The sequence below is a fragment of the Pseudonocardia sp. ICBG1034 genome, from assembly GCF_020131375.1.
Classification (GTDB): Bacteria; Actinomycetota; Actinomycetes; order Mycobacteriales; family Pseudonocardiaceae; genus Pseudonocardia; species Pseudonocardia alni.
Genome location: NZ_JAHLEK010000015.1, coordinates 2,810,560 through 2,825,412 on the forward strand (window position 1 = coordinate 2,810,560; position 14,853 = coordinate 2,825,412).

The window sequence follows — 14,853 nt, forward strand, 5'->3', positions numbered from 1 at the left end:
GTGGCCCCTAGCGTCGCGGCCATGGCGATGAACGCGCTGCACCGACGGATCTGCCGCTCCGACTCCTGGGCCGACCGGATGCACGGGACGACGCTGCCCTGGGCCGTCCGCGACGTCGACCTCACCGGCGAGGTCCTGGAGATCGGCCCCGGCTACGGCGTCACCACCCGCTGGCTCGCGCCGCGCACGGGGGCGCTGACCGCGCTGGAGGTCGACCCGGAGCTGGCCGCGGAGCTGCGCGCGGGCCTCGGGGGTGAGCTCGGCGTCGACGTCCGGCACGGCGACGGCGCCGCGCTGCCGTTCCCGGACGGCAGCTTCGACGCCGTCGTCTGCTTCACGATGCTGCACCACGTCCCGACCCCGGGGGAGCAGGACCGGCTCTTCGCCGAGGCCGCGCGGGTGCTGCGCCCCGGCGGGACGTTCGCCGGGATCGACTCCCGGATGTCGCTGCGGTTCCGGACGATCCACATCGGGGACACCCTGACCGCGGTGGACCCGGCGACGCTGCCGCGGCGGCTCGGGGCGGCCGGGCTCGCACGGCCGGAGACCGAGCTGGGTGCGCGGTCGTTCCGGTTCCGGGCCGGCCGCGGCTAGGGTCGGGTGCATGAGCACCGACTGGCGCCACGACGGCGTCCGGGTCATCCCCGGCGACATGCTCGACGCCAACACCCCGCAGACGCCCGGCATGCACCGCGCCGCCGCCGTCACCGGGGACCGGGTCGGCGCGCAGCGGCTGTGGGCGGGCACGGTGACCATCCACCCCGGCGCCCGCACCGGTGCGCACCACCACGGGGAGCTGGAGAGCGTCATCTACGTCGTCCGTGGCCGGGCCCGGATGAGGTGGGGCGAGAACCTGGAGTTCACCGCCGAGGCCGGGCCGGGCGGGTTCATCTTCGTGCCGCCGTTCGTGCCGCACCAGGAGATCAACGCCCTCGACGACGAGCCGCTGGAGTGCGTGCTGACCCGCTCCGGTCAGGAGCCGGTCGTGGTCAACCTCGACATCACCGGGGTGCCCGACCCCGAGCACGTCCCCTGGGTCGACCCCCTGCACCCACGGCACTGAGCAGCGTCACCGCGAGGACGACCGCGAGCAGCGTCCCCAGCACGACGTCGATCACCGGCCAGGCCCGCACCGACGGGTCCAGCCCCAGGGTGAACACGGCCAGCGGATCCACGAGCCGCCCGCGGTAGGCGAGCAGCGTCGCCGGGCCCAGCGCGAGCAGCAGCCCCACGACCCGGCCCACGGTGCCCGCCGGCCCCGGGTGCCGGCGACCCCACAGCGCCGCGAGCGCGAGCAGCACCAGCCCCGCCAGGATCAGCGGGAGCCAGGCCCGCCACAGCCCGACCGGCAGCACCGGCACCGCCGTCCCGTGCCGGAAGACCAGGCCCGGGACCTGCTGGGCGACCACCAGGACGGCGACCACCGCGGCGACGACCGGCGTCGCACGCGACGGCGCCCCGGACGGCGACCCCTCGGACGGCTCCTCGGGCGGCACGGCGCTCACGGGGGCCGACGATACGGGGCCGTCCCGGGCCGGTCGGCGACGCCGCAGCACCGGCCGTCGACCGCGGGTGGCGCGGCTCCGTCGCCGGCCGGGGCCGGTTCAGGGGTGGCTGAGCGCGACGAGTGCCTCGAGCGCCCGGACGACCTGGTCGGGAGCCTCCTCGGGGATGAAGTGGCCGGCACCGACCACCCGGATGTCGAGCACGTCGGCTCCGTCGCCGACCAGGGGTCGCACGGACGCGGCCATGTCGGGGATCGAGCCCCGGTCGCTGGAGATCGCCGCGACCGGCACGTCGATCCTGCGTGCGGCCGCGAGCTCGCGGTTCTGTCGCGCCGACTCCGGAACGGACCGGTAGTAGGCCAGGATCGCCCGCACCCCGTCCGCCTCGGCGAACAGCTGTGCGTACCGGTCGATCTCGGCGTCGGAGAACACCTCGGGCGACGCGGTCTTGTGGGTCAGGAACCAGGCCACGTACTCCCGCTCGTGGCCGCTGATGAGCGTCTCGGGGAGATCGGGCACGAGGTGGAAGGCGAAGTGGGCGAGCGTGTGCGCGGTCGCGGGGTCGAGCGACACACTGGTGGGCAGGCTGACGCCGGGGATGCCGGCGTCGAGCAGTGCCAGGCCGAGCAGCTCGGGCCCCTCGGGCGCCGTCGGGGGGTCGAGGGCATAGGTGGCGGCGACCCAGGCCCCGATGTCATGGGCGACGAGCCAGTGCCCGCCGACCCCCAGGAGCCCGACGGCACGCTGCACGAGGCGCGCCACGGTGTGGGTGTCGTAGCCGTCGGTGGGGCGGTCGGAGTGACCCTGCCCGGGCAGGTCGAGGGCCACGACCCGGTGGGTCGTGGCGAGGACGGGCATGACCAGGTGCCAGGCCCACCAGGTCTGTGGCGCGCCGGCCAGGAGCACCACCGTCCGGGCCCCCGGGACGCCCCCGTCGACCGCGTGCACCGACACGCCGTCGACGTCGACCATGTGGTGGGTGAAGCCGGCGAGGACGTCGAACGGCACGTCGACGTCGCTCCGAGCGTGTGCAGTCATCATGAACTCCTCCCCGGGGCACGAGCGTAGAACATGTTGAACTGACCAGTCCAAGATTGTGGCGGGTGCGACCCGCCCGGAGAGGGCGACGCATGGCGGGACGCAAGCAGTTCGACGTCGACGCGGCACTCGAGCAGGCCATGACGGTCTTCTGGGAGCGCGGCTACGCCGCGACGTCGGTCGACGACCTGACCGCGGCGACAGGGCTAGGCCGGAGTTCGCTCTACGGCACCTTCGGGGACAAGGAGACGCTGTACCTGGCCTGTCTCGAGCGGTACGCGCGGCGCTACGGCGCGCTCTACGACGCGGCGCTCGTCGACGCCGCCGAGGCGCCGCTGGAGGCGGTGGGCGCCTTCTTCGACGTCACCCTGGCCCGCATCGCCGACCGCTCCCGCCCCGACGGCTGCCTCGCGGCGCAGACCGTGATGACGGCGCCCTCGCTGCCCGCCGAGATCGCCGCGCGTGCACGCGCGATCGTCGACGACCAGCGTGCCCGGCTCCGGCGCGCCCTCGCCGGCACCGCCGTCACCCCGGCCGAGCAGGACGACCTCGCCCTCTACTGCGCTGCGGTCAACCAGTCGCTCGCCGTGCTGAGCCGCCGCGGTTCCACCGCGGCCGAGCTGCGTGCGGTCGTCGCCGTCGCGCTGGTGCCGGTGGAGCGGGCTCTGGCACCGGAGGCCGCCGGGGACGGTCGGTAGTCAGCGGGACGGAGGGCAGGGCGTTCGCCGGGACGCCCTGCGGTGGCCCCGCTACAGGTACGGCCGGGTGAGCATCTCCAGGTAGTGACCGGCCGGATCGAGGAAGTACACCCCGCGCCCGCCGTGGCCGTGGTTGATCTCCCCGGGACGCGTGCGCTGCGGGTCGGCCCAGTGCTCCGTCCCGTCCTCGACGAGCCGGGCGTACGCGCGGTCGAACAGCGCGTCGTCGACGAGGAACGCGTAGTGCTGCGGCTGGATCTCGGGCACCACGTCGAGCGGCAGGTCGGCGAACTGGAGGAGGACACCGCCGTCGAGGGCGAGGTTGGTGAACGGCCCCCAGGACGGCGCCTGCGCCGCCTCCAGGACGTGCCGGTAGAACGCGGCGGAGGCCGCCCGGTCCCGGGCGGCGATGATCGTGTGGTTGAACGTGCAGGGCATACGGGTCTCCTGACGACAGCGGGGACCACGCGCACGACCTGCGGGAGGAGCTGCGCCCGCGGGCCCGTGCGGGACTGGCGGGAACTCCTTCCGGCTGGGCCCATCGGGGGCGCACCGCGGAGGATATCAGCGCAGGGCCGCGTTGCCGATGTCCTGCGCCGCCCGCAGACCCGGGCCGACCGGCACCCGGCCGGCGAACAGCTCGTCGAGCGCGGGCTCCATCGCCGTCGTCGCCGCGCCCACCTTCGGGCCGGACGGGGCCGGGGTCGTCGGGCCGTCCGCGACGAACTCCCGGGTGTCGACGCCGCGCCGGGCCCAGTGGTCGAACCAGCCCCGCTGGGCCGCCGTCACCGCGGGCAGCCCGGCGCCGCTGTCGCCGACCGGGGCGGCTCCCTCGGGGGAGCCCAGCCAGCGCAGCACCCGCAGGATCTCCGGACGCCTCGGGCTGTCGGCGTTGCCGGCGGCCACGATGCTCGACACCACGCTGACCCGGCCCCGCGGGCCCTCGACCATGGGGGCGACGCCCCAGTCGAACGTGGCGCCCTCGGCGATGTTGGCGAGGTTGTAGGTGCCGCTCTGGAACAGCGCCATCCGGCCCTGCAGGAACTGGTCGCGGCTGAAGTCCGGGTTCTGGTTCGTGTCCGCCGCGGACGGCGCCACCCGCTCGCTGCCGATCATGTTCACCAGGTAGCCGAACGCCTGCTCGCCCTCGGGGGTCGCGAAGGCGAACGTCTCGTCGGGAGCCTGCAACCGGCCGCCCGCGGAGCCGAGGAAGTTCACGTAGATCGCCTGCAGGTCCCGGGCGGCGTTGAAGCCGTACCGGCGCACCGTGCCGGGGTCGAAGCCGGGCGTCGCCGCGCTGCGCCCGGCGGCGTCGACGGTCAGCCTCCTCGCCGCGGGGAGCAGGGTGTCGCGCGCGGCGTCGGTCGGGTCCCAGCGCAGCGCAGCCGGGTCGACCCCGGCGGCCCGGACCAGGTCCTTGTTGTAGAACAGGGCGATCCGCCCGTCGGTCAGTGCCGGGACGCCCCACAGGGTGCCGCCGCGGGTGTACTGCTCGGCCGCCGCGTCCACCCAGCCGGCGCGCTGGTCGGCCAGCGCCGATCCGACGTCGATCAGCTTCCCGGCGTCGGCGAACGCCCCGAAGTTCGACGAGTTGACCCAGTAGACGTCGGTCGCGGTTCCCGAGGCGACGTCGAGCGGCAGCGAGGTGAAGTAGTCCGCGAACGGAACCTGCACCAGCTCGACCCGGATGTCGGGGTTGGCCGCGGAGAACGCGTCGAACGAGCGCCGGTAGGCCTTCGCGACCTGGGGGTCCCACAAGCGCAGCGTCACCGTGGTGACGCCGTCGGCGTCCTCGTCGAACCGCGACGCCGGGGAGCAGGCCGCCAGCACCAGCGTCGCGACCAGCAGCAGCGTGGCGCCCAGCCGGCGCCTCACCGGAACCCCGTGATCGTGATCGAGCGGACGACACTGCGCTGGAAGACCAGGAACAGCACGATCAGCGGGACGATCGAGACCGTCGTCGCGGCCATCACGACCGGCCAGTTCCCGTTGTACTGCGTCTGCAGCCCGGCGGTCGCCACCGTCATCACCTGCCAGGTCCGGCCGGAGGTGATGACCAGCGGCCACAGGAAGTTGTTCCAGTGCGTCACCACGGTGATCACCGCCAGCGTCGTGAGGATCGGCCGGCTGACCGGTATGACCACGTGCCGCAGGATCCCGACCGTCCCGGCGCCGTCGAGCCGGGCGGCGTCGATCAGGTCCTGGGGGATGGTCCGGAAGTGCTCACGCAACAGGAAGATCGCGAACGGCGACCCGAGCACGTAGGGCAGCACCAGCGCCCAGAACGTGTTCCGCAGCCCCACCTCGGTCATCATCAGGTACAGCGGGATCACCGTCACCGCCTGCGGCACCATCAGCGTCCCCAGGTACACCCAGAACAGCCCGTCCCGGCCCGGGAACTCCAGCCGCGCGAACGCGTACGCCGCCAGCACCGAGAACAGCAGCTGCCCCACCAGCACGACGACCACCACCTGGGCGGTCACCGCGATCGGGGTCACGAAGTCGTAGTCCCGGCCGAACAGGGTCACGATGTTCTCCACCGTCGGCGGGGCCGGCGGTGACAGCACCGGCGTCGACGCGAACTGCCGGGTCGTCTTCAGTGCCGTCGTCACGCTCAGCACGAACGGCGCCAGCGTCGCCACCGCGCCCACCAGAAGCGCGACCAGCACGGCCGCGTCGACGAGCCTGCGCCGCCTCACGTGTCGAGCTCGTAGGTCGTACGACGGCTGAACCACCGCTGCTGGGCCACGGTCACCACCACCAGGATCACGAACAACACCACCGCCATCACCGCGGCCTGCCCGACCGCGCGGTTCTCGAACGCCTCGTAGTAGATCCGCCCCGCGACGACGTCGGTGACACCCTGCGGGCCGCCGTTCGGTGTGAGGGCGTACACCGAGTCGAACACCTGGAAGCTGGAGATCACCCCGGTGACCAGCACGAAGAACAGTGTCGGGCGCAGCAGCGGCAGCCGGATCCGCCACAGCAGCTGCCACGCCGAGGCCCCGTCGAGCCGGGCAGCCTCCACGATCGTGTCCGGGATGGCGCGCAGCCCGGCCAGGAAGAACAGGGCGACGTAGCCGACCTGGGTCCACGCGGTCACCGCGGCGACCGACGGCAGCGCCAGCGCGGGGTCGGCCAGCCACTCGACGCGGATCCCGAGCAGCGCGTTGAGCGCGCCGTCGGTGGGGGACAGGATCCACCGCCACACCACGCCCAGCACCAGCGGCGCGCAGATCCACGGCAGCACGAAGACCACCCGGAACACCGTCGTCCCGGGCAGCCCGCGGTCCAGCAGCAGCGCCGCCGCCAGCCCGAGCACGGTCTGCGCCGGGATGACGATGAGTACGAAGAACGCCGTCACCAGCAGGGACCGCGCGAACCGGCCGTCCGCGGCGACCGCGACGACGTTGTCCAGCCCGACGAAGGTCCGCGGCCCGACCAGGTCCCACCGGAACAGCGCCAGCCCCAGCACGATCAGCACCGGGACCAGCAGGAACAGCAGCACGCCCACCAGGCTGGGGGCCAGCAGCAGGTAGGCGGTGCGGGTGTCCCGCCGGGACCGGCTCACGTCCCGTGGGCGAAGCCCGCGGCCTCGCTCCCGCGGACGGGACCGGCCTGGCGGCGCAGCCGCTCCAGCAGGCGCGCCAGGTCGTCGAGCAGCAGCGCGGCCAGGTCGTGGCTGAACCCGTTGCGGACCACGATCCGCAGCGCCGCCAGGTCCTCCCGGTTCTCCGGGAACGTGTACGCCGGGACCAGCCATCCCGTCTCGCGCAGACCCGCCGACACGTCGAACACCGAGAACGGCTCGCCGTCGGCGACGGTGAACGCGAACACCGGCAGCTGCGAGCCGTCGGTGAGCAGCCGGAACGCGCCCGTCGCCTCGATCCGCCGGGCCAGCCCGGTCGCGATCTCCCGGCAGGTGCCCTGCACCCGGGCGTAACCCTCGTGCCCCAGCCGCAGGAAGTTGTAGTACTGGGCGATGACCTGGCCGCCGGGGCGGGAGAAGTTCAGCGCGAACGTCGGCATGTCACCGCCGAGGTAGTTCACCCGGAACACCAGGTCCTCGGGCAGCGCGTCGGTGTCGCGCCACACCGCCCACCCGACGCCCGGGTGCACGAGGCCGTACTTGTGGCCGGAGGTGTTGATCGACGCCACCCGTGGCAGCCGGAAGTCCCACTCCAGGTCCGGGTCGCAGAACGGCGCGATCATCGCCCCGGACGCGCCGTCGACGTGCACCGGCACGTCCAGCCCGGTGCGGGACTGCAGGTCGTCGAGCGCCGCGCACAGCTGCGCGACCGGCTCGTAGCTGCCGTCGAAGGTGGACCCGAGGATCGCGACGACGCCGATGGTGTTCTCGTCGCACAGCGCGACGGCCTCCTCGACGCCCAGGTGCAGCCGGTCGCCCTCCATCGGGACCAGCCGCGGCTCCACGTCCCAGTAGTTCGCGAACTTGTCCCAGCAGATCTGGACGTTCACGCCCATCACGATGTTCGGCCGGTCCGTCGGGAGACCCGCCGCCTTCCGCCGGTGCTGCCAGCGCCGCTTGAGCGCCAGCCCGCCGAGCATGCACGCCTCCGACGACCCCGTCGTCGAGCAGCCGACGGCCCGCCCCGCGTCGGGGGCGTGCCACAGGTCGGCGAGCATCCGCACGCACCGCTGCTCCAGGTCCGCGGTCCGCGGGTACTCGTCCTTGTCGATCATGTTCTTGTCGAAGGACTCGGCCATCAGCCGTTCGGCCTGGGGCTCCGCCCACGTCGTGACGAACGTGGCGAGGTTCAGCCGGGCGTTCCCGTCGAGCATCAGCTCGTCGTGCACGACCTGGTAGGCGACCTCCGGGTGCATCCCGGAGCCGGGCATCCGGAACCGCGGGATGTCGGCGGGCTCGGAGGCGAAGACGGGGTTGACCGGGACCGCGCGGTCGTCGCCGCGGTCCTCCGAGGGTGAGTGCGCACCGGGCATGATCCGAACCTAGGACCGATCGTCCCGGTCCGCTCAGGTTCCGAGCAGCTTCTTCTGGACCTTGCCCATCGGGTTGCGGGGCAGGGCGTCCAGGAACACGACCTCGCGCGGCCGCTTGTGCCAGGACAGCTGCCCGGCGACGTGGTCGATGAGGGCCTGGGCGTCGTGTCCGTCGCCGACGACGTAGGCGACGATCCTCTGGCCGAGGTCGGGGTCGGGGGCCCCGACGACGGCGACCTCGGACACGGCGGGGTGGTCGAGCAGGACGGCCTCGATCTCGCCGGACCCGATCCGGTAGCCGCCGGACTTGATGAGGTCGGTGGACTCGCGGCCGACGATGCGGTGGAACCCGCCCGCGTCGCGGACGGCGAGGTCACCGGTGCGGAACCAGCCCTCGCCTGCCCAGCACTCGTCGTTCGCGTCCGGGCGGTTCAGGTAGCCCTCGAACAGCATCGGGCCGCGGACCTCGAGGCGCCCGACGGTCTCGCCGTCGTCGGGGACGTCCTCGGGTGCCTCGTCGGACGCGGGGAGCAGCCGGGTCTGCGCGCCCGGGACGGGCAGCCCGACCCAGCCGGCGCGGCGCTCCCCGGAGGCGTGTGCGGACAGGGTGATCATGGTCTCGGTCATGCCGTAGCGCTCGACGGGTGCCTGCCCGGTGAGCGCGGCGATCCGGTCGAACAGCGATGCGGGCAGGGGCGCGCTGCCCGACACCAGCAGCCGGGCCCGGGACAGGGCGCGGGCGGCGTCGGGCTCGTCGACGATCCGGTTCCACACCGTCGGCACCCCGAAGTACATCGACGCCCCGACCGCGGCGTAGCGAGCGGGCTGCGGCTTCACCGTGTGCACGACCCGCGACCCGCGGCGCAGCGATCCCAGCACACCCAGGATCAGGCCGTGCACGTGGAACAGGGGCAGGCCGTGGGCGACGGTGTCGTCGGGGGTCCAGTCCCAGACCTCGTACAGGGCGTCGAGGCCGGCGGCGATCGCGGCGCCGGACAGCTGGGCGCCCTTGGGGCGGCCGGTGGTGCCGGAGGTGTAGAGCAGCATCGCGGTGGCCGCGGGGTCGACCGGGCGCGTGCCGATCGGCTGCGACCCCGGGAGGACCACGGGGAGGTCGACGTCGTCGGGTCGTTCCCCGGCCCACGCGGTGGCGCCGGAGTCGGTGAGGACGTGGCCGCGCTCGGCGGGTCCGGAGTCCGGCGGCACGGGCACGACCGGCACGCCGGCGAGGATCGCGCCGGTGATCGCGACGACGGTGTCGATCGAGGCGGTCGCGTGCACCGCGACCGGGCCGTCCGTGGGGATGCCCGCGGCGAACCGGCCCGCCCGGTCGACGAGCTCGGCACGCGAGAGCACGTCGTCGCCGACGGTGACGGCGCGGTCGAGGTCGTGGCTGTCGGTGAGCGAGGTGAGGAACAACGTCGTTCTCCTGGTGGTGACGGGGTCAGACCGCCATGGCGGGCAGCACGAGGGCTCCCACCAGCGCGATCGGGCCGATGACGACCATGGACAGGCCCCAGCGGGTCAGCAGCGCGGTCATGCGGGGACGTTCCTGCTCGTCGACGGTGGTGGCGACCAGCGTCGCACCCACCGTCGAGAAGGGTGACACGTCCACGATGGACGAGCAGACCCCCAGCGCGCAGATCAGCGCCCAGCCCGGGATCCCGCCCTGCTGGACCAGCGGGATCGCCAGCGGCACCAGCGCGGCGAGGATGCCGGTGGTCGACGCGAACGCCGACACCAGCCCGCACACCGCGCAGACCACCAGGGCGGCGAGCAGCGGGACGGTGAGGCTCGCGGCGAGGTCACCCAGCAGGTCGACCGAGCCGATCTCCTGCAGCACACCGACGTAGGTGATGATCCCGCCGACCAGCAGGACGGTGGACCAGTCGATCTCCTTCAGGGCGCCGCGGCCGCTGTCCGGGTCGACCAGGGTGAGCACCGCGCCGAAGGCGAAGGCCAGCACCCCGACGTCGGGCTCGGCGCCGAGCACCGCCAGCACGACGACCGCCGCGACCAGACCGACCATCGCGACGACGGTGATCCGGTGCGTCACGCGGAACGGCTCGCGGGCCGGGGGCTCCTCGTCGCCGGGCACCTCGGGCCCGGCGCCGCCGCCCGTCGTGACCGGGACGCGGCTGCGGGCGGAGAACATCAGGTAGGACGCGCCCAGCAGCACCAGGTTCGCGATGATCGCGACCGCGAACAGGGTCAGCGGATTGAGGGCGATGCCCGCCGCCGACGCCGTCCCCCAGGTGACGATCCCGAACAGCGACGTCGGCGCGAACCCGCCCGCCGACAGGCCGGTGCCGATCGCCAGCGCCATCAGCATCGGGTCGATCCCGCGCCGGTGCGCCACCGTCATCCCGATCGGCGCCATGACCAGCCCGCCCAGTGGCGAGCCCATCGCCGACACCACACCGGTGAGCACGAAGAACGTCAGCGGCAGCGCCGCGGTCCGGTCGCCGACGACGACCAGCGCCCGGTCCACCAGCCGGCCGATGGTGCCGTTGGACTTCGCGATCCCGAAGAAGAACGTCACCCCGACCAGCAGGACCAGGATGTCGACGGGGAAGCCCGCGACGATGTCGTCGAGCGGCAGGCCCGCGACGAGCAGCCCCATGCCGGCGGCGGCCGCGAACATGACGATCCCGATGTGGGACCGGCGGACCTCGGCGATCACGAAGACCGCCGCGAACACCACCAGCGTGATGACCTGCACCGCCATGCCTACCCCCGTTGGTACGCGCTTGTCGTATCGGTCCATTTGGTGGCACAGTGGTTCGTACAGTGGACCGTCTGGGAGCGGACACTAGGTCGCCCGAACGGGGGAGGTCAACACCGGACATGGCTCCGACCAACAGCGTCGTCTCCGCGGTCCGCGTGCTGGAGGCGGTGGGGGAGCGGCAGCCCGTCGGGCTGTCCGACCTCGCCCGCGCCGTCGCGCTGCCGAAGTCCACCGTGCAGCGGATCCTGCGCACCCTGGGCGAGGTCGGCTGGTGCGTCGCCGACGACACCGCGCGCTGGCGGCTCACCTACCGCGCGTTCGCCGTCGGCAACCAGGCCCGCGACGCCGGGGGCCTGCGCGCGGTGGCGGTCCCGGTGCTGCACGAGCTGCAGCTCGCGACGGGGGAGACCGTGCACCTGGCCGCCCCGGACGGCCGCGAGCTGGTCCTGCTCGAACGGCTCGACACCGCGCACCGGCTGCGCGCGTTCCTGCCGCTGGGCCACCGCATCCCGCTGCACGCCTCGGCCACCGGCCAGGCCTACCTCGCCGCCTGCACCCCGGCGGAGGTCGACGCCTACCTCGCCGGCCCGCTGGAACCCTCCACCCGGCACACCGTCGTCGACCCCGACCTGCTGCGGGTCCGGATCGCCGAGGTGCGCGAGCGCGGGTGGTCGGTCAATCCCGAGGGGCTCTCCGACGGCATCGCCGCGGTCGGCGCCCCCGTCCTCGGTCCCGACGGCCGTCCGGTCGGGGCGCTGTCGGTGTCCGGCCCCACGGTGCGCATGTCCGAGGAGGTCTTCGACGACCACGGCCGCGCCGCCGCCGACGCGGCCCGGCGCATCTCCCGCGACCTGGGGGCCCGCCCGTAGGAACGACCCCGTAGGAACGACCCCGCAGCAACGAGCCCGCAGAACGACGGAGCCCGCCCCCTCGGTGAGGGGACGGGCTCCGTGTGGTGGTGGGTGCTGCGCGCGTCAGCTCTTCAGCATGCCCCGCAGGACGTACTGCAGGATGCCGCCGTTGCGGTAGTAGTCCGCCTCACCGGGGGTGTCGATGCGGACCTTCGCGTCGAACTCGACGGTCTCGCCGGAGTCCTTCGTCGCGGTCACGTGCACCGACTTCGGGGTCTTCCCGTCGTTCAGCGCGGTGATGCCGGCGATGTCGAAGGTCTCGGTTCCGTCGAGCCCGAGGCTCTTCGCCGACTCGCCGTCCGGGAACTGCAGCGGGACGACGCCCATGCCGATCAGGTTCGAACGGTGGATCCGCTCGAAGGACTCGACGATGACGGCGCGCACGCCCAGCAGTGCGGTGCCCTTGGCCGCCCAGTCACGCGAGGAGCCGGAGCCGTACTCCTTGCCGCCCAGCACGACCAGCGGGGTGCCCTGCGCGGCGTAGTTCTGCGCGGCGTCGTAGATGAACGACTGCGGCGCCCCGTCCTGGGTGAAGTCGCGGGTGTAGCCACCCGAGACGTCGTCGAGCAGCTGGTTGCGCAGCCGGATGTTCGCGAACGTGCCGCGGATCATCACCTCGTGGTTGCCGCGCCGCGAACCGAAGGAGTTGTAGTCCTTCTTCTCGATGCCGTGCGAGTCCAGGTACTCCGCGGCCGGGGTGCCCGGCTTGATCGCACCGGCCGGCGAGATGTGGTCGGTGGTGACCGAGTCGCCGAGCAGCGCGAGGACACGGGCGCCGGAGATGTCGGTGACCGGGTCCGGCTCGCCCTTCATGCCCTCGAAGTACGGGGGCTTGCGGACGTAGGTGGACTTCTGGTCCCACTCGAAGGTCCGGCCCTCCGGGGTCGGCAGCGCGCGCCAGCGGTCGTCGCCGCGGAACACGTCGGAGTAGCTCTTGGTGAACATCTCCGAGGTGATCGAGGAGTCCACGACCGCGTTGATGTCCTCGGTCGAGGGCCAGATGTCGCGCAGGTAGACGTCGGCGCCGTCCGAGTCCCGGCCCAGGGGCTGGTTCTCGAAGTCGAAGTCCATCGTCCCGGCCAGCGCGTAGGCGATGACCAGCGGCGGGGACGCCAGGTAGTTCATCTTGACGTCGGGGTTGATCCGGCCCTCGAAGTTCCGGTTGCCCGAGAGCACCGAGACGACGGTGAGGTCGTTGTCGTTGACCGCCGCCGAGATCTCCTCCGGCAGCGGGCCGGAGTTGCCGATGCAGGTGGTGCAGCCGTAGCCGACCAGGTTGTAGCCGAGCTTGTCGAGGTAGGGCCAGAGACCGGCCTTCTCGTAGTAGTCGGTGACGACCTGGCTGCCCGGGGCCATCGAGGTCTTGACCCACGGCTTGGTGGTCAGGCCCTTCTCGACGGCGTTCTTCGCCAGCAGCGCCGCGCCGAGCATGACGCTGGGGTTCGAGGTGTTGGTGCAGGAGGTGATCGAGGCGATCACCACGGCGCCGTGGTCGAGCACGAACTCACCGCGCGAGTCGGACTTCACGGTGACCGGCTTGGACGGGCGGCCCTCGCAGCCGTCCGCGGCCGACATGACGACCGGCGCGGCGTCGTCGTCGGCGAAGGAGAGCGCCGGGGCGTCGCTGGCCGGGAAGGACTCGTTCGACGACTCGTCGACGCCGGCGAGCGGGCTCGGGGCCACGCCGTCGTCGGTGTAGTCGTGCACGGTCTTGCGGAACGCCGGCTTGGCGTCGGTCAGCTCGATGCGGTCCTGCGGGCGCTTCGGGCCGGCGATCGACGGGACGACCGTCGACAGGTCGAGCTCGAGGGTCTCGGAGAAGACCGGCTCGTGGTCCGGGTCGTGCCAGAGGCCCTGCTCCTTGGCGTAGGCCTCGACCAGCGCGATCTGCTCGGCCGAGCGGCCGGTCAGCTTCAGGTAGCGGACGGTCTCCTCGTCGATCGGGAAGATCGCCGCGGTCGAGCCGAACTCCGGGCTCATGTTGCCGATGGTGGCGCGGTTGGCCAGCGGCACCGCGCCGACGCCGGCGCCGTAGAACTCGACGAACTTGCCCACGACGCCCTGGCGACGCAGCATCTCGGTGATCGTGAGCACCACGTCGGTGGCGGTCACACCGGTCGGGATCTCCCCGGTGAGCTTGAAGCCGAGCACCTGGGGGATGAGCATCGAGACCGGCTGGCCGAGCATCGCGGCCTCGGCCTCGATGCCGCCGACGCCCCAGCCCAGCACGCCCAGGCCGTTGACCATGGTGGTGTGGGAATCGGTGCCGACCAGGGTGTCGGGGTAGGCCTGCCCGTTGCGCGGCATGACCACGCGCGCCAGGTTCTCGATGTTGACCTGGTGCACGATGCCGGTGCCGGGCGGGACGACCTTGAACTCGTCGAAGGCGCCCTGGCCCCAGCGCAGGAACTGGTAGCGCTCCTTGTTGCGGCCGTACTCGAACTCGATGTTGCGCTCGAACGCGTCGGCCGTGCCGAAGAAGTCGATCATCACCGAGTGGTCGATGACCAGCTCGGCGGGCGCGAGCGGGTTGACCTTGGACGGGTCGCCGCCCATCTCGGTCACGGCCTCCCGCATGGTCGCCAGGTCGACGACGCAGGGCACGCCGGTGAAGTCCTGCATGATCACCCGGGCGGGGGTGAACTGGATCTCGGTGTCCGGGTCGGCCTGCGGGTCCCAGTTCGCCAGGGCGGTGATGTGGTCCGCCGTGACGTTCGCACCGTCCTCGGTGCGGAGCAGGTTCTCGAGCAGGACCTTCAGGCTGAACGGCAGGCGCGCGGAGCCCTCCACCGCGGAGAGCCGGAAGATCTCGTAACCGGTGCCCCCGACGTCGAGCTGTCCTCGGGCGCCGAAGCTGTCGGTGCTGGCCACTTGGTGGTCCTCCCGTGGTGGTGGGCGGTCGCTTTGTCCGGTGCGGTGAACGCGCCCGGCCTCGCGGGCCGGGGGTGCTCACCTGCGTCGTGCCGGAGTCTCGCGCACCGCCGTGCCGGCAGCAGCGCGGACCCTCGTGA

General features: G+C 72.7%; 14 protein-coding genes. 4 read left to right on the forward strand and 10 right to left on the reverse strand.

Annotated features, from left to right (window positions below):
* Positions 1–21: 21 nt before the first annotated feature.
* A complete protein-coding gene (locus tag KPF22_RS32680; RefSeq protein ID WP_208824427.1) occupies positions 22–594 on the forward strand; it encodes a class I SAM-dependent methyltransferase in 573 nt (190 codons plus the stop codon).
* A 10-nt stretch (positions 595–604) separates the two neighbouring features.
* Positions 605–1,063 (forward strand): cupin domain-containing protein, encoded by a 459-nt coding sequence (locus KPF22_RS14660; RefSeq protein ID WP_208824429.1) that lies wholly within the window; start codon positions 605–607, stop codon positions 1,061–1,063.
* Here KPF22_RS14660 and KPF22_RS14665 read toward each other — a convergent pair.
* Both KPF22_RS14665 and KPF22_RS14670 read right to left on the reverse strand, forming a co-directional pair.
* Entirely contained in the window at positions 1,002–1,505 is a 504-nt protein-coding gene (locus tag KPF22_RS14665) for a hypothetical protein (RefSeq protein ID WP_208824431.1), read from the reverse strand. The two genes, KPF22_RS14660 and KPF22_RS14665, sit on opposite strands and share 62 nt — an antisense overlap.
* A gap of 99 nt (positions 1,506–1,604) precedes the next feature.
* Positions 1,605–2,546 carry an alpha/beta fold hydrolase gene (locus KPF22_RS14670; RefSeq protein WP_224402342.1) on the reverse strand — a complete coding sequence of 314 codons (942 nt, stop codon included), beginning with the start codon at positions 2,544–2,546 and terminating at the stop codon, positions 1,605–1,607.
* Between the two features lie 89 nt (positions 2,547–2,635).
* Here KPF22_RS14670 and KPF22_RS14675 point away from each other — a divergent pair, with 89 nt between their 5' ends.
* The gene (locus KPF22_RS14675; protein ID WP_208824435.1) at positions 2,636–3,241 is read left to right on the forward strand and encodes a TetR/AcrR family transcriptional regulator; all 606 of its coding nucleotides are present in this window, start codon (positions 2,636–2,638) and stop codon (positions 3,239–3,241) included.
* A 51-nt stretch (positions 3,242–3,292) separates the two neighbouring features.
* Here the strand turns inward: KPF22_RS14675 and KPF22_RS14680 are convergent, their stop codons facing one another.
* The 7 genes from KPF22_RS14680 to KPF22_RS14710 form a co-directional block, all read right to left on the reverse strand.
* Positions 3,293–3,679 carry a VOC family protein gene (locus tag KPF22_RS14680; protein ID WP_224402343.1) on the reverse strand — a complete coding sequence of 129 codons (387 nt, stop codon included), beginning with the start codon at positions 3,677–3,679 and terminating at the stop codon, positions 3,293–3,295.
* Positions 3,680–3,805: 126 nt separating this feature from the next.
* On the reverse strand, positions 3,806–5,116 hold the full coding sequence (locus KPF22_RS14685; protein WP_224402344.1) for a sugar ABC transporter substrate-binding protein: 1,311 nt from the start codon (positions 5,114–5,116) through the stop codon (positions 3,806–3,808).
* Positions 5,113–5,940, reverse strand: coding sequence for a carbohydrate ABC transporter permease (locus KPF22_RS14690; protein ID WP_208824441.1), 828 nt, complete (start codon positions 5,938–5,940; stop codon positions 5,113–5,115). Before KPF22_RS14690 ends, KPF22_RS14685 begins: the two co-directional genes overlap by 4 nt.
* A complete protein-coding gene (locus KPF22_RS14695) occupies positions 5,937–6,812 on the reverse strand; it encodes a carbohydrate ABC transporter permease (RefSeq protein WP_224402345.1) in 876 nt (291 codons plus the stop codon). Before KPF22_RS14695 ends, KPF22_RS14690 begins: the two co-directional genes overlap by 4 nt.
* The gene (locus KPF22_RS14700; protein ID WP_208824443.1) at positions 6,809–8,203 is read right to left on the reverse strand and encodes a glutamate decarboxylase; all 1,395 of its coding nucleotides are present in this window, start codon (positions 8,201–8,203) and stop codon (positions 6,809–6,811) included. Before KPF22_RS14700 ends, KPF22_RS14695 begins: the two co-directional genes overlap by 4 nt.
* A gap of 33 nt (positions 8,204–8,236) precedes the next feature.
* Positions 8,237–9,622 (reverse strand): acyl-CoA synthetase, encoded by a 1,386-nt coding sequence (locus tag KPF22_RS14705; RefSeq protein ID WP_208824445.1) that lies wholly within the window; start codon positions 9,620–9,622, stop codon positions 8,237–8,239.
* A 25-nt stretch (positions 9,623–9,647) separates the two neighbouring features.
* Complete coding sequence (locus KPF22_RS14710) at positions 9,648–10,931, reverse strand: SLC13 family permease (RefSeq protein ID WP_224402346.1); 1,284 nt, start codon at positions 10,929–10,931, stop codon at positions 9,648–9,650.
* 119 nt (positions 10,932–11,050) lie between these two features.
* Between KPF22_RS14710 and KPF22_RS14715 the strand changes: the two genes are divergently transcribed.
* On the forward strand, positions 11,051–11,800 hold the full coding sequence (locus KPF22_RS14715) for an IclR family transcriptional regulator (RefSeq protein WP_208824450.1): 750 nt from the start codon (positions 11,051–11,053) through the stop codon (positions 11,798–11,800).
* Positions 11,801–11,905: 105 nt separating this feature from the next.
* Here the strand turns inward: KPF22_RS14715 and KPF22_RS14720 are convergent, their stop codons facing one another.
* Positions 11,906–14,713 (reverse strand): aconitate hydratase, encoded by a 2,808-nt coding sequence (locus tag KPF22_RS14720; RefSeq protein ID WP_224402347.1) that lies wholly within the window; start codon positions 14,711–14,713, stop codon positions 11,906–11,908.
* Between the last annotated feature and the right edge of the window lie 140 nt (positions 14,714–14,853).